Genomic DNA, 19,133 nt, shown 5'->3' on the forward strand with positions numbered 1-19,133 from the left:
CTCAGGATTCGGGGTTCGAAGGCGGCCGGCCGGCCTTGGCTTTGACCACGCGGCGTTCGGTGGACTTCTGCAACAGGCCCAGAAAGTCGTCGTCACCGGCCGCCCAGCCGCGCAAGGTGGCCTCGGTCAGCGCGGTCTGGTCGGCCGCGCGCACGCCGGCGCGCACCAACTCGACATAGGCAGCCTCCCGCGCGAACGGCGTGTTGCCGAGCTGCCAGTACAGCGGATGGGGCGTCAGCAGCCGGTCGTGCCGCAGGCCGGCGTAGTGGCCGTGGCTCGACCAGGGGAAGTCGCGCGCATCGTGCACCAGCCCTGCCCGCACGGGGTTCAGGTCGATGTAGGCCATGCAGGTCAGCAGGTAGCGGTCGGTCTGGATCAGCGTCGAGCGGTAGCGCCCTTCCCACAGCGTGCCGCTGCGGCCATGCCGGTCATTGAAGTAGCGCACGTAGCTGCGCCCCACCGACTGCATGAACTGCGGCAGGCCCGTGGCGCTGTTGGGCGTGGCCAGCAGGTGGAAGTGGTTGTCCATCAGCACGTAGGCGTGCAGCGCGATGCCGAAGCGCGTGGCGTTCTCGGCCAGCAGCGCGAGCAGCTTCTCGTGGTCCGCGCGGTCCACGAAGACCGGCTGGCGGTTGTTGCCGCGCTGGATCACGTGATGCGGCATGTCGGCCAGGGTGAGACGGGGAAGGCGGGCCATGGGCGAAAGGGTGGGCGGACGACGGGCCGCAGGCTGCGCGCCAGCGCTCAGGCCAGGCGAAAGCGCGTGTCGCCCAGCGAATCGAGCCCGAACTGCGCCAGCAGCTCGCGCAGCCGGGTTGCCGCGCTGGCCTTGCGCTGGCCGGTGTAGCGCGCCAGGATCAGCTCGTTCTTCATGCTGTGCTCCCAGCCCACCAGCTCGGTGACGGTGACGCTGTAGCCGTTGGCTTCGAGGTACAGGCAGCGCAGCACGTTGGTCAGCTGGCTGCCGATTTCGCGCGTGTGCAGCGGATGGCGCCACAGCTCGGCCAGCGGCGTGCGCGACAGCGCGAGCGCCTTGGTCTCGCGCAGGCAGGCCGCCACTTCGGCCTGGCAGCAGGGCACCAGCACCATGCAGCGCGCCTTCTTGGCAAGGCCGAAGGCGATGGCGTCGTCGGTGGCGGTGTCGCAGGCGTGCAGCGCGGTGACCACGTCGATCTGCTCAGGCAGCTCGCTCGCCTGCGCCGATTCGGCCACCGTGAGGTTCAGGAACGACATGCGCTCGAAACCGAGGCGCTGCGCCAGCGCGCGCGAACGCTCGACCAGTTCACCGCGCGTCTCGATGCCGTAGACATGCCCTCCGCCGCCCTGCCTCGCCCGGAAGAACAGGTCGTAGATGATGAAACCCAGGTACGACTTGCCCGCGCCGTGGTCGGCCAGCGTGGCGCCGGCGCCCTGCTCCGGCAGTTCGCGCAGCAGCTGCTCGATGAACTGGAACAGGTGGTAGACCTGCTTGAGCTTGCGCCGCGAATCCTGGTTGAGCCGGCCCTCGCGGGTGAGGATGTGCAGTTCTTTGAGCAACTCCACGGACTGGCCCGGTTTCAGGACCTCGGCGAGTTCCGCGTCGGCCTTGACGGCCTTGTTCGTCTTCACGGGTTTGGTTTCGAGCTTCGTGTTCATGGCTTGGCACTCCCGGGCCCGACGTCGAGCGCGGCCCAACCTTGCGCGCCCAGCGCTTCGAGGGTGTCTATGTTGCGCTCGAAGATCGCTTCGGCGCCGGGAAAAGCGTCGACGGCGCGGTCGACGCTGTCTTCGCGCAGCAAATGCAGCGTGGGGTATGGCGCGCGGTTGGTGGCGTTGCCGATGTCGCCGGCTTCGGTGCCGGCGAACTGGAATTGCGGATGAAAGCTGGCCAGCTGGAACACGCCGTCGAAGCCGGCGCGCGCCAGCTGGCGCTCGGCACGCGCAGTGAAGTCGTTGAAGTCCAGGAAGTCGGCCAAGGTGTTGGGTGCTATCAAAAGGGTGGTGTCGCGCACGGCCGCGTCGAGGGCCGCGAGGTCCCTGGCCTGTGCCAGGAGCACCTCCATCAGGTCCGCCTCTTCGGCGGGCTCGTACACGGCGTAGTGGATCTGCCCCTTCACGTGCACCGCCTTCGCGAACGGGCACAGGTTGAGTCCGATGACCGCGCGCTCGAGCCAGCGCCGCATGTCAGCTTCGGCCTGGAGGGGCCCGATTGTCGCCGCGCCGGTCATGCCATCTCCGCCGCAGGGCGAATCCGCCCCAGCCGCCGCGCGACCGCGATGCCGACCAGCGAGCAGGCCAGCGTGGCCGCCCAGGTCCAATGCCAGCCGCCGGCGCGGTGGGCCACCCACGCCACCGCCGGCGGTGCGAGGAACTGGCCGAGCGAGGAGGCCTGCTGCATCAGGCCGATGGTCGTGGAGACGGTGGACGGACCGGGCGCGAGCCGCACGCCGAGCAGGAACAGCGTCGCCGGCACCATGCCGCCGCCCAGCGAAAACGCGCAGACCGCGATGTAGCGCAGCGCGGGCGGCAGGCCCAGGGCGTCGCTGCCCTGCCCCAGTTGCGCAAAGGCCGCGACGCCGCCCAGCGCCATCGTCAGGAAACCGAGCTGCAGCAGCCGCTCGGGCGCCACGCCGCGCTGCAGCCAGCGTCCGCCCGCGATGTTGCCGACGATGTTCATGGCGGCAGCCAGCGCGGTGAGCACGGCGTTCCAGGCGGCCGGCACCCCGGCGCCCGCATAGATGGCCGGCAGGAAGCCGATCACGGCCATCCACTGCGCCGAATACACGGCGAAGGTCAGGCCGACGAGCCAGGGCGCCCGCGCGCCGACCGTCGCCCGCAGGCGCGATGACCAACCCGAGGAAACCTGGCCGGCCGGCGCGCAACGCATCCCGTCGGGGGGCACGGCCAGCCAGACCCAGAGCGCGGCCAGCGACGAGACGATGGACAACGCCCACCACCAGTCGGCCCATCCGCCCCACGCGATCAGCGCGGGTCCGAAGAGCAGCGCCAGCGCCACGCCGAGGGGCATGTAGGCGCCCCACAAACCCAGTGCGGCCTTGTCGGCGCCCGGCGGGGTCAGGGCGCGGATCAGGCCCGGACCCGGCATCACGGCCAGCAGGAAGCCGATGCCTTCGACCGCGCGCAGCACCAGCAGCCACCGCACCGCGTGCGCTGCACCGAACGCGCCGCTGCCGACCCAGCCGCCGAGCAGGCTGGCAACCGTCAGTATCCCCAGCCCCGTCAGCATGCTGCGGCGAAGGCCGATGCTGTCGGCAGCCAGGCCGGCGACGAGGCCCAGCGTCATGCTCGCCACCTGCACCAGCGACAGCAGGAACCCCGCTTCCACCAGGCCAATGCCGAGCGAGGCCTGCAGCGCCGGCACCGCGGGCGGCAGCTTGCCCAGGTGCAAGGCGCCGCTCACGCCGCCCAGCAAAACGGCGAATGCGGCTACCGGCACGCGCGGCCGGGCCGAGGAACCGGCCGGGTTCACGCGATGCCCCGGCGGCCCGTGAGCCGCTCGTGCTCGCGCATGGCGAAGCGATCGGTCATGCCCGCGATGTAGTCGGCCACCGCGCGGTGCCGGTCGTCGCGCTGGGCATAGGAATCGGGCATTTCGGCGCTGCGTTCGAGGTAGGCCTCGAACAGCTCACGCACGACCGCCTGCGCCTGGTCGGTGGTCTGCGTGACCTGCGGGTGGCGGTAGAGGTTGCGAAACAGAAAACGCTTCAGGTCTTCGGACTGCGCCTGCATCGTCGGGCTGAAGGCGACGACCGGCGGCGCCTGGCGCACCGCATCGGCATCGGCTGGCGCGAGGGTTTCCAGCGCGGCGCGGGTCGCGTCGATCACGTCGTAGACCTGCGCGCTCAGCATGCGGCGGATGGTCTCGTAGAGCACGCGGCGGCCCTGCAGCTGCGGATGCTCCGCGAGCGCCTCGCGGCGGTAGCGCTCGAACAGCTCGACCTCGGCCAGCTGCTCGACCGCGATGAGCCCCGAGCGCACGCCGTCGTCGATGTCGTGGGCGTTGTAGGCGATGGCATCGGCCAGGTTGCACAGCTGCGCTTCGAGCCCGGGCTGCGTACGGTCGAGGAAGCGCCGTGCGACGCCATGGGGCTCTGCCGCCTCGATGCGCTCCGCGTTCGCGCGGGAGCAATGCTTGAGGATGCCTTCGCGGGTCTCGAAGCTGAGGTTCAGGCCGTCGTACTGCGGATAGCGGTGCTCCAGCGCGTCGACCACCCGCAGGCTCTGCAGGTTGTGCTCGAAGCCGCCATGGCCGTCCATGCAGGCGTTGAGCGCGTCCTGGCCGGCGTGGCCGAAAGGCGTGTGGCCCAGGTCGTGCGCCAGGGCGATCGCCTCGACCAGGTCTTCGTTGATGCGCAGCGCCCGCGCGATCGACCGGCCCAGCTGGGCAACTTCCAGCGAATGGGTCAGCCGGGTGCGGAACAGGTCGCCTTCGTGGTTCAGGAAGACCTGGGTCTTGTAGACCAGCCGGCGGAAGGCCGTCGAATGCACGATCCGGTCGCGGTCGCGCTGGAAGGCGTCGCGCGTCGGCGCCGGCGGCTCGGCATGCCGACGGCCGCGCGACTGCGCGGGCTGGCACGCATAGGCCGCGAGGCTCATGCCTCGCAGCATTGCGCGAGCACTTCGCGCACCAGTGCGTCGGGCGCACCGCGGACCACGGCCGAGCCGGGCGTGTCGATCACCACGAAACGGATTTCGCCGGCCTCCGACTTCTTGTCGACGCGCATCAGTTCCAGGTAGCGCTCGGCACCCAGCGCGGGGCCGACGGTCGGCAGGCCGGCACGCTCGATCAGCCGCGTGAGCCGGGCGACGAATGCCGCGTCGACGCCGCCCAGCCGCTGCGACAGGTGCGCCGCCATGACCATGCCGCAGCCGACCGCCTCGCCATGCAGCCATTCGCCGTAGCCCAGGCCCGATTCGATCGCATGGCCGAAGGTGTGGCCGAAATTGAGGATGGCGCGCAGGCCGGTCTCGCGCTCGTCCTGGCCGACGACCAGCGCCTTGATCTCGCAGCTGCGCTTCACGGCATGGGCCAGCGCGGCGGGGTCGCGCGCGACGAGCGCGTCGACGTTCGCCTCGATCCAGTCGAAGAAGGCCATGTCGTGGATCGGGCCGTACTTGATGACTTCGGCCAGGCCGGCGCTCAGTTCGCGCGGGGGCAGCGTCTGCAGCGTCGACAGGTCGCACACGACCAGTTGCGGCTGGTAGAACGCACCGATCATGTTCTTGCCGAGCGGGTGGTTGATGGCCGTCTTGCCGCCGACCGAAGAATCGACCTGCGCCAGCAGCGTGGTCGGCACCTGCACGAAAGGCACGCCGCGCATGTAGCTGGCAGCGGCGAAACCGGTCATGTCGCCCACCACACCGCCGCCCAGGGCGAACAGCACGGTCTTGCGGTCGCTGCCGTGGCCCAGGAGGGCGTCGAAGATCGAATTGAGCGTCTGCAGGTTCTTGTGCACCTCGCCGTCCGGCAGCTCGAGCAGGTGAACGGTGCGGTAACGGCCCGCCAAGGCGGCGCGCAGCGCCTGGGCATACAGCGGCGCCACCGTGGTGTTGCTGACGATCAGGGCGGAGGCGGCCGACGACGCGGCGGCAAAGTTTTCGGGGTTTTCCAGCAGGCCGGCACCGATGAGGATCGGATAACTGCGGTCGCCGAGCTGGATGTCGACGCGTTCTGGCGGGGCGGAAAGTACGGACAAGGACATGGCAGCGAGTTTAGGCGCTGCAGCCGGGGCCGGCTCAGTCGGCGGGCTCTTCCGGGTGCGCGCCGGGCTCGACGATGCCGGCCAGTTCCAGCTGCATGACGATGATGTTCACCAGCATGGCGATGGACGGGCGGCCGGTGTCGACCACGTCGTGGGCGGTTTCCCGGTAGAACGGGTCGCGCGCGTCGTGCAGTTCCCGCAGCCGCCCGAGCGGGTCCGCCACCTGGAGCAGCGGGCGCTTGACGTCGTGGCGCAGGCGCCGGAACAGGTCTTCGGGGGAGGAGCGCAGGTAGATCACGTGGAAGTGATCACGCAACTGGCTGCGGTTGGCATCCCTCAGGACAGCGCCACCGCCGGTGGCCAGCACGCCGTGGGCACTGAGCGCCAGGTCGGCGATCACGTTCTGTTCGAGGTCGCGGAAGGCGGTTTCGCCCTCACGATCGAAAAAATCACGGATCGAGCAGCCGATGCGCTGCTCGATCACGTGATCGGTATCGATGAACGGAAGGTCCAGCCGCATTCCCAGGCGCCGGCCCACTGCGGATTTTCCGGCGCCGGGCAAACCGACGAGTGCGACCGCCACGCGGTGGCTGCTACGCCCGCGCGTCAGCGCGCGGCGTTGCGGTCGGTAATCATCTTCGGAGTGATAAAGACGAGCATTTCGGTCTTGTTGGCAACGCGTTCGCGCTTGCGGAACAGTGCCCCCAGATAGGGCACTTCACCCAGCACCGGCACGCGCGATTCGTCATTGGTTTCGGTGAGCTCGAAGATACCACCGATGACCACCGTGCCGCCGTTCTCGACCAGCACCTCGGTCTGCACGTGCTTGGTGTTGATCGCCGGACCGGCCGACGTGTTCACGCCGCGGGCATCCTTGCTGACATCCAGCGTGAGGATGATGTTGCCTTCGGGCGTGATCTGCGGCGTCACTTCGAGCTTCAGCACCGCCTTGCGGAACGAGATCGAGGTGGCACCGCTGGACGTGGCCTGTTGGTACGGGATTTCTTCACCCTGCTCGATCAGCGCCTTGGTCTGGTCGGCCGTGATGACGCGGGGGCTGGAGACCAGCTTGCCCTTGCCATCGGCTTCGAGCGCCGAGATTTCCAGGTTCAGCATGCGCGAGAAGCTGGAGTTGAAGAGCGAGAGCGCGAAGGTGCCTGCGGCGTTGCCGGTGCCACCTGCATCGCCTGCGGGGAGGTTGATGAAGTTGGAGTTGGTGAACGAGGAGGTCGCGGCCCCAGTAGTCGTCGTGGCCGGTATGGCACCGACATTGGCAAACGCACGGTTGCCCGCCGAAGACGCGAAGCGCTCGCCGGAGATCCCCCCACCCAGCTTCACGCCCAACGACTTGCCGAACGTGTCGGAAGCTTCGACGATTCGGGCTTCGATCAGCACCTGGCGGACAGGAATATCCAGCTTCTGGATCAATTCAGTGACTTGAGCAAGGCGCGATGGAATGTCGGACACGAAGAGCTGATTCGTCCGCGACTCAGCGATCACACTGCCACGCGGACTCAGGATACGTGTATTAGTTCCGCTGGAACCACCACCACCACCGCCCGCCGAGGCGCCAGTACCAGTCAATCCCTGCGCGATCACGAGGGCCTTGGTGTAGTTGAGCTGGAACGACTGGGTGCGCAGCGGCTCGAGGTTCTCGATCGCGGCCTTGGCCTCGAACTCGAGCTTTTCCTTGGCATTGATCTCGTCCTTGGGCGCGATCCACAGCACGCTGCCGTTCTTGCGCATGCCCAGATTCTTGGCCTGCATGATGATGTCGAGGGCCTGATCCCACGGCACATCCTTCAGACGCAGCGTCAGCGCGCCAGTCACTGAATCCGAAGTCACGATATTGAAGTTCGTGAAATCGGCGATCACCTGCAGCAGCGAACGGATCTCGATGTTCTGGAAGTTGAGCGAGAGCTTTTCGCCGTTGTAGCCCACGCCTTGCGTCAGCTTTGTCGGGTCGACCTTGCGAGCCCGCATTTCCACCACGAACTGGTTTTCACTCTGATAGGCGCTGTGCTCCCAATCGCCTTTGCCCTCGATCGTCATGCGAACACGATCGCCCGACTGTTGCGAGGTGATCAACTGCACTGGCGTGCCAAAATCGGACACATCGAGACGGCGACGCAGGCCTTCAGGCAACGTCGATTTGGTGAACTCGACGACAAGGTTCTTGCCTTGTTGCTTCACATCGACACCAACCTGGTTGTTCGGAAGGTCGACGATCACGCGGCCGGTGCTGTCACTGCCAAGACGGAAATCGACATCGCGCAGCGGCAGGGTGTCGCGGTTACGGTTCTCCGCGAATGCCGTCGCAGACGACACGGCAAGAGCCGCTCCTGCCACGGGCTCGAGAATGACCAGCAGCGATTTGCCCTGGATCTCGGCCTTGTATGCCGTCGCCTGCTTGAGGTTCAACACCACGCGACTGCGCTCTCCCCCCTGGACCACGTTCACCGAGCGCAGATTGCCCTGGTTCACTTCGATGGCAGAGCGGCCGATGGCATTCGTGACACCTGGAAAATCAAGCGCGATGCGTGCGGGCGTCTGGACCACAAAGCCGGCAGGCAGCGCGGTAAGCGGTTGCGCAAGATCGATTCGGATCACTTCCCCGCCCGATTGCGTTGAACTGGTCACAGCCTCGATCGTGTTTTGCGCATGGGCCACCGCCAGTGCGCCGAAGGCCAGCAGACCCAGGCCGGTGGCGCGCAGCCACTGTGCCATCGTTGATTTCTTGTGGTTCATTTCTTCGCACTCTCTTGCAGCTGCAGCGTCGCGACGCGTTCGATCCATTCACCAGCAGCGTCTTGCACAATTTCGCGCAAGCCGATTTCGGTTTCGTTGATAAGGGTGATGCGCCCATAGTTGAGCCCCAGGTATTCGCCGACGCGCACCTTGTAGAGCAGCTTGTCGATTCGGACCAGCGCCACCGGCTGCCCTTTGCGGCCCATGCTGCCGACCATCGCCATCGCGTCGAGCGGGAAAGCTTCGAGCGGCTCCTTGCGGCGCGCCAGTTCGGGCGCAATCAATTCCGAGGTGCTTGGCTGGTTCGAATCGCGGCGCAACGCTTGCGTCAGCTTCAATATGTTGAACGGTTCGAACGAAGACGCCTCGGTATAAGCCTGTGGCGTGAACTTCTTGGGCGCCGTGATCGGAGGCACCGAGGGCTTCACCTGCGCGCGCTGCTCGGCCATCCAGCGCTGCAGATCCTCCTGGCCAGACTCGCAGGCGCTCAGCCCTGCCGCAGCCAGCATCAGCCACAAAATTCTTGCAGCGACCGTCACTTCTTCCCCTTCGGCGCAACTGCTGCGCGTTTCTGGGCGGCCCGCTCTTCGTCATCGAGGTAGCGGAAGGTGCGCGCGGTGGTGTCCATCGTCAACGTATCCTTGTCCTTCTGCGGCGTGACGGTGATGTTGTTGAGCGTCACGATCCGGGAAAGAGCGGCAACGTCAGCCACGAAAGCACCCATGTCGTGATAGCGGCCGGTCACCCTCACCGAGATCGGCAACTCGGCGTAGTAATCCTTCACCGACACCTGCCCCGGGCGGAACAACTCGAACTGCAGGCTGCGGCCGAGGCCCGCCTGGTTGATGTCGGACAAAAGGGCATCCATTTCGGCCTTGCTCGGCAGTTGCTTTTCGAGCAGGGTCACGTACTGCTGCACTTGCTCGCGTTGCTTTTTCAAGAGGTCCAGGTTCGCGGCCTGAGCAACCTTCTTGGAATAGTCGGCCTTGAGCGCGACTTCCTTCGAACGTTCTCCTTCCAATTCGTCGTTCGAATTGGTCAACCACACGAACCAAAGTGCAACCAGTACCAAAAGGGTCACAGCCACGCACAAGGCATAGCGTGGCACCGACGGCCACATGGAAGGGTCGTTCGGATTGAGTCCGCGGAACTGCTCACCGAAACGGCGCATGGCCGCGGCGACATCCACTTTCTGGGAGGGGCGATTGCTTGCCATGATCGATTACCCCTTGGATTGCGCCGTTGCAGCCAGCGCCTTTTCAGCGGCAGCCTTCTGGGCATCGGTCGGGCGTTTGAGCCCGATGCGCATCGTGAAGTTGGCAACGCGGCGCTGATCGCGCTGGGTCAGGTTCACGTTGGCCGAGGTGATCTCGACCAGCTCCGGCTTCACCAGCCACGGGCTGTTGTTGCCCAGATTCCGCAGCAATTCCGAAACTCGTTCGTTCGATTGCGCCATGCCTTGGAGCGTGACGGTCTGGTTGTCCTGCTTCATGCTTGTGAGATACACGCCGTCCGGCAGCTGCCGGACCAACTCGTTGAGCAGATGCACAGGCAGGTTGCGATCTCCCTGCAAGTCTTCCACTGCCATCTGGCGTGCGCGCAGGCCTGCGATTTCCTCTTGCAACGTCGAGATTTCCTTGATTTCGACCTCGAGTTTCTTGATCTCGGCCTGAAGGAATCCGTTCTTCGCGCGCTGCGCGGAAATCTGCGCTTCGTACCAAAGATAGCCCAGCCCGGCGATCAACACCCCCAGAACGGCTGCAGCACCCAAGGTGCCATAAAACGCCTCGCGCCGGCGCTTGCGCGCCGCCTCGCGGTGCGGAAGCAGATTGATGAGGATCACTGCACGAACCTCCGCATGGCCAGACCGCAGGAGGTCAGATAGGACGGCGCCTCGCGCTTGACCTTCTTCTCACGGATGTTCGAGCTGAATTCCATGCCATCGAAAGGATTCAGCAGTGAGCACGCAAACGAAGTCTGTCGCGTCACCGCATTGGTCAGGCCAGGCAACGACGCCGAGCCGCCAGCCAGCAACACATAGTCGACGCGGTTGTGCGGCGTGCTGGTGAAGAAGAACTGGAGCGCGCGCGCGATTTCTTGCGCGATGCTTTCCACGAAAGGCTTGAGCACACCCGAGCCGTAGTCGTCGGGCAGGTCACCGCTGCGCTTCTTGGCTTCCGCCTCTTCAGCGGAGAAACCATACTGGCGCACGATCAGCTGAGTCAGCTGCGCGCCGCCGAACGCCTGGTCGCGGTCGTACAACACTTCCTGGTTGCGCAGCACCTGCATGCTGGTGGTGAAGGCACCCACTTCGAACAGCGCCACGATCGCATCCGTTCCCTTGCCGGGCAACTGCTCGATCAGACGGGCCGTCGCAAGCCGCGATGCATAAGACTCGACGTCAAGAATCATCGCCTTGAGGCCAGCGGCTTCCGCCAGGCCTTCGCGGTCCTGGACCTTTTCCTTGCGGGACGCCGCGATCAGCACTTCCACGTCGCCGGGCGACGAGGTGCTTGGCCCGGTCACGCAGAAGTCGAGGCTGACTTCATCCAGCGAAAACGGGATGTACTGGTTGGCTTCGGACTCGACCTGGATCTCGAGCTCCTGCTCGCTCATGCCGCCGGGAAGAATGATCTTCTTGGTGATCACGGCCGAAGGCGGCAAGGCCAGCGCGACGTTGCGCGTGCGCGTGCCGCTCTTGCGGATCACACGCCGAACCGCTTCGGCGACTTCGTCGAACTTCTCGACATTGCCGTCGGTGATCCAACCGCGTTCCAGGGGCTCGATGGCGCAGCGCTCCAGGACCAGCTTGCCGCTGGCCTCACGGCCGAGCTCGACCAGCTTGACGCTGGACGAACTCACGTCCAACCCCAGCAGGGGAGCGTTCTGACGACGAAACAATGATCCAAGAGCAGCCAAGTTAGGTCCCTCTCCCCCTGTATTTGTAACCAATAGAAAAATTTGCGTTCGGTTGCATGCTAGCAGCAGGTGTAGCGCCAACCAAGCGACGCTATAGGACAAATCCAATAATCGTTGTCAAAACCTGACGTCAAATCCGCATTTTGTAACTTTTGAATTAGGCCGATGCAAGGGCAACAAAGATCGGATCGTGGGAAGGAGCTGGCTTTTTATAATGTCGGGTGACTCTCCGGCCCTCCATGCAAGAAACATCCAGCCCCAAAGGGCCAGCCAAGACCCCTCCCACCCCACGCCCGACCTGGCTGAAATGGCTTTTGCGCTTTTTCTTCTGGGGTTTCGGCATCGTCGCCGCGGGCGCGTTGTCGGTGCTGTGCGTGGTGGCGGTGGCGCTCGCGGTCGCCTATCCGAACCTGCCGGACATCTCGGAACTCTCCGATTACCGGCCCAAGCTGCCGCTGCGCGTGTTCTCGGCCGAAGGCATCCTGATCGGCGAGTTCGGCGAGGAGCGCCGCAACCTCACACCGATCTCGGCCATCCCCAAGGTCATGAAGGACGCCGTGCTGGCGGCCGAAGACGCGCGCTTCTACGACCACGGCGGCGTCGACTACAAGGGCATGGTGCGCGCCGGCCTGGCCAACATGAACCGCGTGAAGAGCCAGGGCGCCTCGACCATCACGATGCAGGTGGCGCGCAACGTGTACCTGAGTTCCGAGAAAACGCTCACCCGCAAGATCTACGAGGTGCTGCTGACCTTCAAGCTGGAGCACCTGCTCACCAAGGACCAGATCTTCGAGATCTACCTGAACCAGATCTACCTGGGCAACCGCGCCTACGGCTTTGCGGCGGCATCTGAGGCCTACTTCGGCAAGCCGCTGCAGGACCTCAGCATCGCGCAGGCCGCGATGCTGGCCGGCCTGCCCAAGGCACCGGGCGCGAACAACCCCGTGAACAACCCGCAGCGCGCGCGCGGCCGCCAGTTCTATGTGATCGACCGCATGCAGGAGGCCGGCTTCATCACCGCCGAGCAGGCCGCCGAAGCCAAGAAGGAAGAGCTTCACCTGCGCGACGCCGCCGATCCCAACCGCCTGCATGCCGAGTACGTCGCCGAAACCGTGCGCCAGCTCATGTACGCGCAATACGGCGACAGCACCTACACGCGCGGCCTGAAGGTCTACACCTCGCTGGTGGCCGCCGACCAGGCGGCCGCCTACAAGGCGCTGCGCAAGGGCATCATGGACTACGAGCGCCGCCAGATCTACCGCGGCCCCGAGAAGTTCGTCGACCTGCCCAACAACGCCAAGGAAGTCGACGAAGCCGTCGACGACGCGCTGAACGATCATCCCGACAACGGCGACGTGATGGCCGCCGTGGTGCTCAAGGCCACGGCCAAGCAGATCGACGCGGTGCGTGCCAACGGCGACCCGGTGCAGATCACCGGCGACGGCCTCAAGCCCGCGCAGTCCGGCCTTTCCGACAAGGCCCCACCCAACATCAAGATCCGCCGCGGCGCGGTGATCCGAGTGGTGAAGACACCCAAGAACACCTGGGAAATCACGCAGCTGCCCGAGGTGGAAGGCGCCTTCGTCGCGATGGACCCGCGCGACGGCGCCATCAAGGCGTTGGTCGGTGGCTTCGACTTCGGCAAGAACAAGTTCAACCACGTCACGCAGGCGTGGCGCCAGCCGGGCTCGAGCTTCAAGCCATTCATTTATTCCGCGGCGCTTGAAAAGGGCTTCACCCCCGCCACCGTCATCAACGACGGCCCGCTGTTCTTCGACGCCGGCACCACCGGCGGCCAGCCGTGGGAGCCGAAGAACTACGGCGGCGGCTACGACGGCCCGATGTCGATGCGCACCGCGCTGATGAAGTCGAAGAACCTGGTGTCAATCCGCATCCTGCAATCGATCGGCACGCGCTACGCACAGGACTGGATCACCAACTTCGGTTTCGACAAGGACAAGCACCCCGCCTACCTGCCGATGGCGCTCGGCGCCGGCTCGGTCACGCCGATGCAGATGGCGGTGGGCTACTCGGTGTTCGCCAACGGCGGCTACCGCGTCAATCCGTACCTCGTGACCCGCATCACCGACCACAAGGACAAGGTGCTGGTCGACAAACAGCCGCCGTTGCTCAACGAATCGCTGCGCGCCATTCCCCAGCGCAACGCCTTCATCATGGACACGCTGCTGAATTCCGTGGCACGTGCCGGCACCGCCGCCAAGGCGCAGGCGATGCTCAAGCGCCCCGACCTCTACGGCAAGACCGGCACCACCAACGACTCGCTCGACGCGTGGTTCGCAGGCTTCCAGCCGACCATGACGGCCATCTCGTGGATCGGCTACGACACGCCGCGCAACCTGGGCGACCGCGAGACCGGCGGCGGCCTGAGCCTGCCGATCTGGATCACCTACATGGAAACCGCCATCAAGGGCGTGCCCGTGACCGAGCTGTCGGCCAACCCGCCGTCGGGCATCGTGAGCGTCGGCGGCGAGTGGTACTACGACGACTACGCGCCGGGCCGAGGCGTTGCAAGCCTGGGCGTGGAATCGGCACCGACGGCACCGGCGGAAGCCCTGACGGGTGCGCCGGTCAGCCCGCCGCCCCCGCCCGAGGAACGCAACCGCATCCTCGACCTCTTCCGCAACTGAAGAAGATGAATCAGGCGGCCGCGAACTCCAGCGGCTGCCCGGCTTGCCGGGTCGCTTCGCGCGACAGGTTGCCGAAGAACTCCTCGCCGGTCTTGGTGTCGACCCAGGCGGTGCCGTCGTGGCGATAGTGGTAGCCGCCGGAGCGCGCGGCCAGCCAGATTTCCTGCAGGGGCTTCTGCAGGTTGACGATCAACTGGCTGCCATTCTGGAATGAAATCGTGATCATCCCGCCCACCCGCTGGTTGTCGAGGTCGGCGTCGCTCGCGTCGTTGATGCGGTCGCAGCCCTGCTCGATGGCGGCGAGCGCAGCTTCGGCGCGGTCCATGTACTCAATGTCGGTCATTACAATTTCGCTATGTTGAACGTTCGCCAAATTCTAGTGAGCACCCGCGCCCGCGCTGTGCTCATGGTCTGCCTCGTTGCAGGCACCACCGCCCTGGTGGCCTGCGGACAGCGCGGTGCGCTGTACCTGCCGACCGATCCTGCCGCTGCCGGGCGCGCCACCTTGCCGCAGCTCATGACGCCGGACAGCCTGCGCTCCTCATCATCCAGCTCCAGTTCCAGCGAGGCGGCGCCTACACCGGCTGCTGCCGCCAGCGCCCCGGCCCGCAACAGCAGCAGCAACACCACGGAACCGCGCAAATGAGCGCCAACGCCAACACCGCCTCCACCGCTCTCCCCGGCCAACCGCACATTGCCCAGCGCGACGGCGCGCTGCACATCGAAGGCGTCGCGCTCGACGCGCTGGCCCGCGAGCACGGCACCCCTCTTTTCGTCTACTCGAAGCAATGGATGCTGGACGCCCTCGCGGCCTACCAGCGCGGCTTCGAAGGCCGCGACGCGCTCATCTGCTATGCGATGAAGGCCAACTCGTCGCTCGGCGTGCTGCGTGTGTTCGCGCAAGCCGGCTGCGGCTTCGACATCGTCTCGGGCGGCGAGCTGTCGCGCGTGCTGGCGGTGGGCGCCGACCCGAGGAAGATCATCTTCTCGGGTGTCGGCAAGACGCGCGCCGAGATGCGCCAGGCGCTCGAGGCCGGCATCGCCTGCTTCAACGTCGAGAGCGAAGCCGAACTCGACGTGCTCAACGAAGTGGCACTGGCCGAAGGCCGCCGCGCACCGATCAGCATTCGCATCAACCCGAACGTCGATCCGAAGACGCACCCGTACATTTCCACCGGCCTCAAGGGCAACAAGTTCGGCATCGCGCACGACCGCGCGGTCGAGGCCTACCTGCACGCCGCGAAGCTGCCGGGCCTGGAAGTGGTGGGCATCGACTGCCACATCGGCTCGCAGATCACCGAAGCCTCGCCCTACCTCGACGCCTGCGACCGCGTGCTCGACCTGGTGGAAGCCATCGAAGCAGCCGGCGTGCCGGTCCATCACCTGGACTTCGGCGGCGGCCTGGGCATCGACTACAACGGCGAAGTGCCGCCCAAGGCCGATGCACTCTGGCAACAGCTGCTCGCCAAGCTCGACGCGCGCGGCTTCGGCCAGCGCAAGCTGGTGATCGAACCCGGCCGCTCGCTGGTCGGCAATGCCGGCGTGTGCGTGACCGAGGTGCTCTACACCAAACCGGGTGAAGACAAGAATTTCTGCATCGTCGACGCGGCCATGAACGACCTGCCGCGTCCCGCGATGTACCAGGCCTTCCAGCGCATCGTGCCGCTGCGCACCCGCGCCGGCGACGCGCCAACCTACGACGTGGTCGGCCCGGTCTGCGAAAGCGGCGACTGGATCGGCCGCGACCGCGCGCTCAACGTGGTGGCGGGCGACCTGCTGGCCGTGCTGTCGGCCGGCGCGTACTGCATGAGCATGTCCAGCAACTACAACACGCGCGGCCGTGCCGCCGAGGTGCTGGTGAGTGGCGCCACCGCCAAGCTGATCCGCCGTCGCGAGACGATGGAAGATCAGCTGCGCGCCGAGATCGACGGCTGATCTCCCGGCGTGGCCCTTCAGGGGTCACAGGGGTCAGCCGGTGCGCAGCGGCTTCTCGCTGCTGCGCGCGGCCAGCGTGGCCGCCGCCGGCTTTGCCTTGCGCTTGCTCGCGAAATTCCATACGCGCCACGCCAGCAGCACGCCGATGATCGCGGCGTAGACGAACACTTCAGCGAAGTTGTTCTTTCCCGCGCGCATCCAGAAGAAGTGCAGCAGGCCCAGCCCCGCGATCACGTAGACCAGCTTGTGCAGCATCTGCCAGCGCTTCGCACCCATCGCCTTGATCGCGCGGTTGAACGAGGTGGCGGCCAGCGGCGTCAGCAGCACGAAGGCCGAGAACCCCACGAGGATGAACGGCCGCTTGGCGATGTCCTTGGCGATGTCGCCCCACTCGAAGCCCATGTCGAACCAGCTGTAGCACAGCAGGTGCAGCACCACGTAGAAGTACGCGAACAGGCCCAGCATGCGGCGGTAGCGCGCCAGCGCGTTCCACTTGCTCATCACGCGCAGCGGCGTCACCGCCAGCACGATGCAGATGAAGCGCAGCGTCCAGTCGCCGGTGGCGCGGATCAGGAACTCGGCGGGGTTGGCGCCGAGCCCGTCCGTGAAGGCGCCGTACGCCAGCCGCGCGAACGGCAACAGGCACAGCAGGAAGATGACCGGCTTGGTCGCCGGATGCATGAGCAGCTTGTTCATGGGGCGAGCGCCGGTTGCCGAGCCGCGCTCAGAAGTTCTTCTTCAGGTCCATGCCCGCATACAGCTGGGCGACCTGCGCTTCGTAGCCGTTGAACATCTCGGTCTTGCGCCGCTTGGCGAACAGGCCGCCGCCGTCGCCGATGCGGCGCTCGGTCGCCTGGCTCCAGCGCGGATGGTCGACGTTCGGGTTCACGTTCGAATAGAAGCCGTACTCGTTGGCCGCGGCCTTGTTCCAGGCCGTGCCGGGCTCCTTCTCGACGAAGCGGATCTTCACGATCGACTTGGCCGACTTGAAGCCGTACTTCCACGGCACCACCAGGCGCACCGGCGCGCCGTTCTGGTTGGGCAGCACCTCGCCGTACATGCCGAAAGACAGCAGCGTGAGCGGGTGCATCGCCTCGTCCATGCGCAGGCCTTCGGTGTAGGGCCAGTCGAGCACGCGCGAGCCCACGAAGGGCATGGTCTTGGGGTCGGCCAGCGTCACGAATTCGACGAACCTGGCGTTGCCCTGCGGCTCGACCTTCTTGATGAGTTCGGCCAGCGAGTAGCCGACCCACGGGATCACCATCGACCAGCCCTCGACGCAGCGCAGGCGGTAGATGCGCTCTTCCTGCGCGCTGAGCTTGAGCAGGTCCTCGATGCCGTACTTGCCCGGCTTCTTCACGAGCCCCTCGACCTCCACGGTCCAGGGCCGCGTCTTCAGCGTGCCGGCGTTCTTGGCCGGGTCGGCCTTGTCGGTGCCGAACTCGTAGAAGTTGTTGTAGGTCGAGGCGTCCTTGTAGTCGGTGAGCTTCTCCATCGACATGGCGCCGGGCACCGCCGACTTCGCGCCGGGCAGCGGCGCGAGCTTGTTGGGCCGCTCCGCCTGCGCCCACGCTTCGCGCGAGGCAAAGCCCGCCAGCGCCGCGCCCGCGGCACCGCCGGCCATGAGCTTCAACAGGTCGCGCCGGCCTTCGTAGGCGGCGCGCGGCGTGATCTCGCTCGACAGCGGGTGGGTGAAGCCGTTGTCGCCGGTGTGGCGACGCATCGGGCGGGAATGGAACGACATGACAGGCCTTTCGCGTGAATCGTTGTGCTCAGGGTAGTTCGTGACTGTCCCCGGTTTGGTTACGCGCCTGACCGGCGCGCGGTTTCAATTCTTCGTGAAAGACCGGCGGCCTGCGCTCAGAGCGTGCCGTAGCTGTGCAACCCGCTCAGGAACATGTTCACGCCGAGGAAGGCGAAGGTTGTGACCGCCAGCCCGCCCAGCGCCCACCAGGCCGCCACGGTGCCACGCAGGCCCTTCACGAGCCGCATGTGCAGCCAGGCCGCGTAGTTGAGCCAGACGATCAGCGCCCAGGTTTCCTTCGGGTCCCAGCTCCAGTAGCCGCCCCAGGCATCGGCGGCCCACAGGGCGCCCAGCACGGTGGCGATGGTGAAGAAGGCGAAACCGACGGTGATCGACTTGTACATGACGTCGTCGAGCACCTCGTTGGCCGGCAGCCGCGCCGCGATGCGCTTGCGCCCCAGCAGGATGCCCGCCGCAATCAGCGCCGAGATGCCCGCGTAGACCACCCAGTAGCTGCCACCGGCTTCCTGCACGCGCTGGCGGAACGCCACCGGCACGAAGCACAGCGCCACGCCCAGCAGCCAGATCGGCGTGAGCTTGTACCAGCGCTTCTCCTCGGCCTGCTCCTTGATGAGGTACGCGAAGGCGACCATGGCCGCGAGCGAGAAGGTGCCGTAGCCGATGAAGTTGGCGGGCACGTGCAGCTTCATCCACCAGCTCTGCAGCGCCGGCACCAGCGGCTGGATCTCGTGCGCCTCGCGCACGATCGTGTACCAGAGCAGGAAGCCCACCGCCGCGCTGACCACCAGCATCACGAAGGCGCCGAGCGCGCGCGTGTTGTAGCGCTCCTCGAAGTACAGGTAGAACGCCGCGGTGAGCCAGCAGAACAGCACGAACACTTCGTACAGGTTGCTGACCGGGATGTGGCCGATGTCCGGGCCGAGCTGGTGGCTCTCGTACCAGCGCACCATGGTGCCGATCAGCGCCATCGTCACGGCCGCCCAGGCCAGGCGCGAGCCGATGGCGTCGAAGGTGTCGGACTGCTTGCCGCCGAAGAAGCCGAGCCAATAGAAGATCGTGCTCATGAAGAACAGCACGCTCATCCAGAGAATGGCCGACTGGCTCGACAGGAAGTACTTGAGCCAGAACACCGTGTCGGCGCGCGCCAGATCGCCCTGGTACGACGTGATGGCCAGCAGCGACGCCGCGGCCACCACGATGGCCAGAACGCGCAGCGGCCGCCAGAACCAGCCGATGGAGATCATCGCGATCACCGCCGCGGCGAGGATCGGCTTCTCGTAGTAGTCCATCGACCCCGCATAGCGCGTGAACGCGAACAGGCCGCCGGCCAGCACCAGCGCCGCGAACACCCAGTCGAACAGGTTGCGGCGCGAGAGCCAGCTTTCATTGAGCGTGAGGGTCGTGGTGTTCATCGTG

19 protein-coding genes are annotated in these 19,133 nt (G+C 66.1%); 3 read left to right on the plus strand and 16 right to left on the minus strand.

Annotated elements, in window-relative coordinates:
* Window position 1: 1 nt before the first annotated feature.
* From BM013_RS08550 to BM013_RS08605, 12 genes are read right to left on the minus strand one after another with little or no spacing between them, the layout of a single operon-like run.
* A complete protein-coding gene (locus tag BM013_RS08550) occupies window positions 2-697 on the minus strand; it encodes a transposase (RefSeq protein ID WP_093125409.1) in 696 nt (231 codons plus the stop codon).
* A 47-nt stretch (window positions 698-744) separates the two neighbouring features.
* Window positions 745-1,635: a class I SAM-dependent methyltransferase gene (locus tag BM013_RS08555; protein ID WP_093125412.1), complete on the minus strand. Its 891-nt coding sequence runs from the start codon at window positions 1,633-1,635 to the stop codon at window positions 745-747.
* Window positions 1,632-2,207, minus strand: a complete 576-nt coding sequence (locus tag BM013_RS08560; protein WP_093125415.1) for a DUF1415 domain-containing protein — start codon at window positions 2,205-2,207, stop codon at window positions 1,632-1,634. Before BM013_RS08560 ends, BM013_RS08555 begins: the two co-directional genes overlap by 4 nt.
* On the minus strand, window positions 2,204-3,436 hold the full coding sequence (locus tag BM013_RS08565) for an MFS transporter (protein ID WP_256221429.1): 1,233 nt from the start codon (window positions 3,434-3,436) through the stop codon (window positions 2,204-2,206). The genes BM013_RS08560 and BM013_RS08565 overlap by 4 nt, the downstream gene beginning before the upstream one ends.
* Before the next feature lie 29 nt (window positions 3,437-3,465).
* A complete protein-coding gene (locus tag BM013_RS08570) occupies window positions 3,466-4,596 on the minus strand; it encodes a deoxyguanosinetriphosphate triphosphohydrolase (RefSeq protein WP_093125420.1) in 1,131 nt (376 codons plus the stop codon).
* Complete coding sequence (aroB, locus tag BM013_RS08575; protein ID WP_093125422.1) at window positions 4,593-5,702, minus strand: 3-dehydroquinate synthase; 1,110 nt, start codon at window positions 5,700-5,702, stop codon at window positions 4,593-4,595. Before aroB ends, BM013_RS08570 begins: the two co-directional genes overlap by 4 nt.
* A gap of 34 nt (window positions 5,703-5,736) precedes the next feature.
* On the minus strand, window positions 5,737-6,285 hold the full coding sequence (locus BM013_RS08580) for a shikimate kinase (RefSeq protein ID WP_093125425.1): 549 nt from the start codon (window positions 6,283-6,285) through the stop codon (window positions 5,737-5,739).
* 23 nt (window positions 6,286-6,308) lie between these two features.
* Window positions 6,309-8,450 (minus strand): type IV pilus secretin PilQ, encoded by a 2,142-nt coding sequence (pilQ, locus tag BM013_RS08585; protein WP_093125427.1) that lies wholly within the window; start codon window positions 8,448-8,450, stop codon window positions 6,309-6,311.
* The gene (locus tag BM013_RS08590) at window positions 8,447-8,959 is read right to left on the minus strand and encodes a pilus assembly protein PilP (protein ID WP_371279906.1); all 513 of its coding nucleotides are present in this window, start codon (window positions 8,957-8,959) and stop codon (window positions 8,447-8,449) included. The genes pilQ and BM013_RS08590 overlap by 4 nt, the downstream gene beginning before the upstream one ends.
* Before the next feature lie 26 nt (window positions 8,960-8,985).
* Window positions 8,986-9,666 (minus strand): type IV pilus inner membrane component PilO, encoded by a 681-nt coding sequence (locus BM013_RS08595; RefSeq protein WP_093125432.1) that lies wholly within the window; start codon window positions 9,664-9,666, stop codon window positions 8,986-8,988.
* A 6-nt stretch (window positions 9,667-9,672) separates the two neighbouring features.
* Window positions 9,673-10,293, minus strand: a complete 621-nt coding sequence (locus BM013_RS08600; protein WP_093125435.1) for a PilN domain-containing protein — start codon at window positions 10,291-10,293, stop codon at window positions 9,673-9,675.
* Window positions 10,290-11,369, minus strand: a complete 1,080-nt coding sequence (locus BM013_RS08605) for a pilus assembly protein PilM (RefSeq protein WP_093125437.1) — start codon at window positions 11,367-11,369, stop codon at window positions 10,290-10,292. Before BM013_RS08605 ends, BM013_RS08600 begins: the two co-directional genes overlap by 4 nt.
* A gap of 239 nt (window positions 11,370-11,608) precedes the next feature.
* Between BM013_RS08605 and BM013_RS08610 the strand changes: the two genes are divergently transcribed.
* The gene (locus BM013_RS08610; RefSeq protein ID WP_093125440.1) at window positions 11,609-14,017 is read left to right on the plus strand and encodes a penicillin-binding protein 1A; all 2,409 of its coding nucleotides are present in this window, start codon (window positions 11,609-11,611) and stop codon (window positions 14,015-14,017) included.
* Between the two features lie 10 nt (window positions 14,018-14,027).
* Here BM013_RS08610 and cyaY read toward each other — a convergent pair whose 3' ends face one another.
* The gene (cyaY, locus tag BM013_RS08615) at window positions 14,028-14,360 is read right to left on the minus strand and encodes an iron donor protein CyaY (protein ID WP_093125442.1); all 333 of its coding nucleotides are present in this window, start codon (window positions 14,358-14,360) and stop codon (window positions 14,028-14,030) included.
* Window positions 14,361-14,372: 12 nt separating this feature from the next.
* Here cyaY and BM013_RS08620 point away from each other — a divergent pair, with 12 nt between their 5' ends.
* Both BM013_RS08620 and lysA read left to right on the plus strand, forming a co-directional pair.
* Window positions 14,373-14,663, plus strand: coding sequence for an LPS translocon maturation chaperone LptM (locus BM013_RS08620; RefSeq protein ID WP_093125445.1), 291 nt, complete (start codon window positions 14,373-14,375; stop codon window positions 14,661-14,663).
* The gene (gene lysA / locus BM013_RS08625; RefSeq protein ID WP_093125447.1) at window positions 14,660-15,952 is read left to right on the plus strand and encodes a diaminopimelate decarboxylase; all 1,293 of its coding nucleotides are present in this window, start codon (window positions 14,660-14,662) and stop codon (window positions 15,950-15,952) included. Before BM013_RS08620 ends, lysA begins: the two co-directional genes overlap by 4 nt.
* A gap of 33 nt (window positions 15,953-15,985) precedes the next feature.
* Here the strand turns inward: lysA and BM013_RS08630 are convergent, their stop codons facing one another.
* From BM013_RS08630 to ccsB, 3 genes are all read right to left on the minus strand, one after another.
* On the minus strand, window positions 15,986-16,648 hold the full coding sequence (locus tag BM013_RS08630; protein WP_093125450.1) for a protein-methionine-sulfoxide reductase heme-binding subunit MsrQ: 663 nt from the start codon (window positions 16,646-16,648) through the stop codon (window positions 15,986-15,988).
* Between the two features lie 28 nt (window positions 16,649-16,676).
* The gene (gene msrP / locus BM013_RS08635) at window positions 16,677-17,696 is read right to left on the minus strand and encodes a protein-methionine-sulfoxide reductase catalytic subunit MsrP (protein WP_256220476.1); all 1,020 of its coding nucleotides are present in this window, start codon (window positions 17,694-17,696) and stop codon (window positions 16,677-16,679) included.
* Window positions 17,697-17,812: 116 nt separating this feature from the next.
* Window positions 17,813-19,129 carry a c-type cytochrome biogenesis protein CcsB gene (gene ccsB / locus BM013_RS08640; RefSeq protein WP_093125455.1) on the minus strand — a complete coding sequence of 439 codons (1,317 nt, stop codon included), beginning with the start codon at window positions 19,127-19,129 and terminating at the stop codon, window positions 17,813-17,815.
* Window positions 19,130-19,133: the final 4 nt, after the last annotated feature.

This window comes from Variovorax sp. OK605, assembly GCF_900115445.1.
GTDB lineage: Bacteria > Pseudomonadota > Gammaproteobacteria > Burkholderiales > Burkholderiaceae_C > Variovorax.

Bases quoted from the DNA above. Each gene is read 5' to 3' on its own strand.
- ccsB (WP_093125455.1), bottom strand. From the start codon at position 19,129: ATGAACACCACGACCCTCACGCTCAATGAAAGCTGGCTCTCGCGCCGC.
- lysA (WP_093125447.1), top strand. From the start codon at position 14,660: ATGAGCGCCAACGCCAACACCGCCTCCACCGCTCTCCCCGGCCAACCG.
- aroB (WP_093125422.1), bottom strand. From the start codon at position 5,702: ATGTCCTTGTCCGTACTTTCCGCCCCGCCAGAACGCGTCGACATCCAG.
- BM013_RS08595 (WP_093125432.1), bottom strand. From the start codon at position 9,666: ATGGCAAGCAATCGCCCCTCCCAGAAAGTGGATGTCGCCGCGGCCATG.
- BM013_RS08550 (WP_093125409.1), bottom strand. From the start codon at position 697: ATGGCCCGCCTTCCCCGTCTCACCCTGGCCGACATGCCGCATCACGTG.
- BM013_RS08610 (WP_093125440.1), top strand. From the start codon at position 11,609: ATGCAAGAAACATCCAGCCCCAAAGGGCCAGCCAAGACCCCTCCCACC.
- pilQ (WP_093125427.1), bottom strand. From the start codon at position 8,450: ATGAACCACAAGAAATCAACGATGGCACAGTGGCTGCGCGCCACCGGC.
- BM013_RS08620 (WP_093125445.1), top strand. From the start codon at position 14,373: ATGTTGAACGTTCGCCAAATTCTAGTGAGCACCCGCGCCCGCGCTGTG.
- BM013_RS08555 (WP_093125412.1), bottom strand. From the start codon at position 1,635: ATGAACACGAAGCTCGAAACCAAACCCGTGAAGACGAACAAGGCCGTC.
- BM013_RS08590 (WP_371279906.1), bottom strand. From the start codon at position 8,959: ATGCTGGCTGCGGCAGGGCTGAGCGCCTGCGAGTCTGGCCAGGAGGAT.
- cyaY (WP_093125442.1), bottom strand. From the start codon at position 14,360: ATGACCGACATTGAGTACATGGACCGCGCCGAAGCTGCGCTCGCCGCC.
- BM013_RS08570 (WP_093125420.1), bottom strand. From the start codon at position 4,596: ATGAGCCTCGCGGCCTATGCGTGCCAGCCCGCGCAGTCGCGCGGCCGT.
- BM013_RS08560 (WP_093125415.1), bottom strand. From the start codon at position 2,207: ATGACCGGCGCGGCGACAATCGGGCCCCTCCAGGCCGAAGCTGACATG.
- BM013_RS08630 (WP_093125450.1), bottom strand. From the start codon at position 16,648: ATGAACAAGCTGCTCATGCATCCGGCGACCAAGCCGGTCATCTTCCTG.
- msrP (WP_256220476.1), bottom strand. From the start codon at position 17,696: ATGTCGTTCCATTCCCGCCCGATGCGTCGCCACACCGGCGACAACGGC.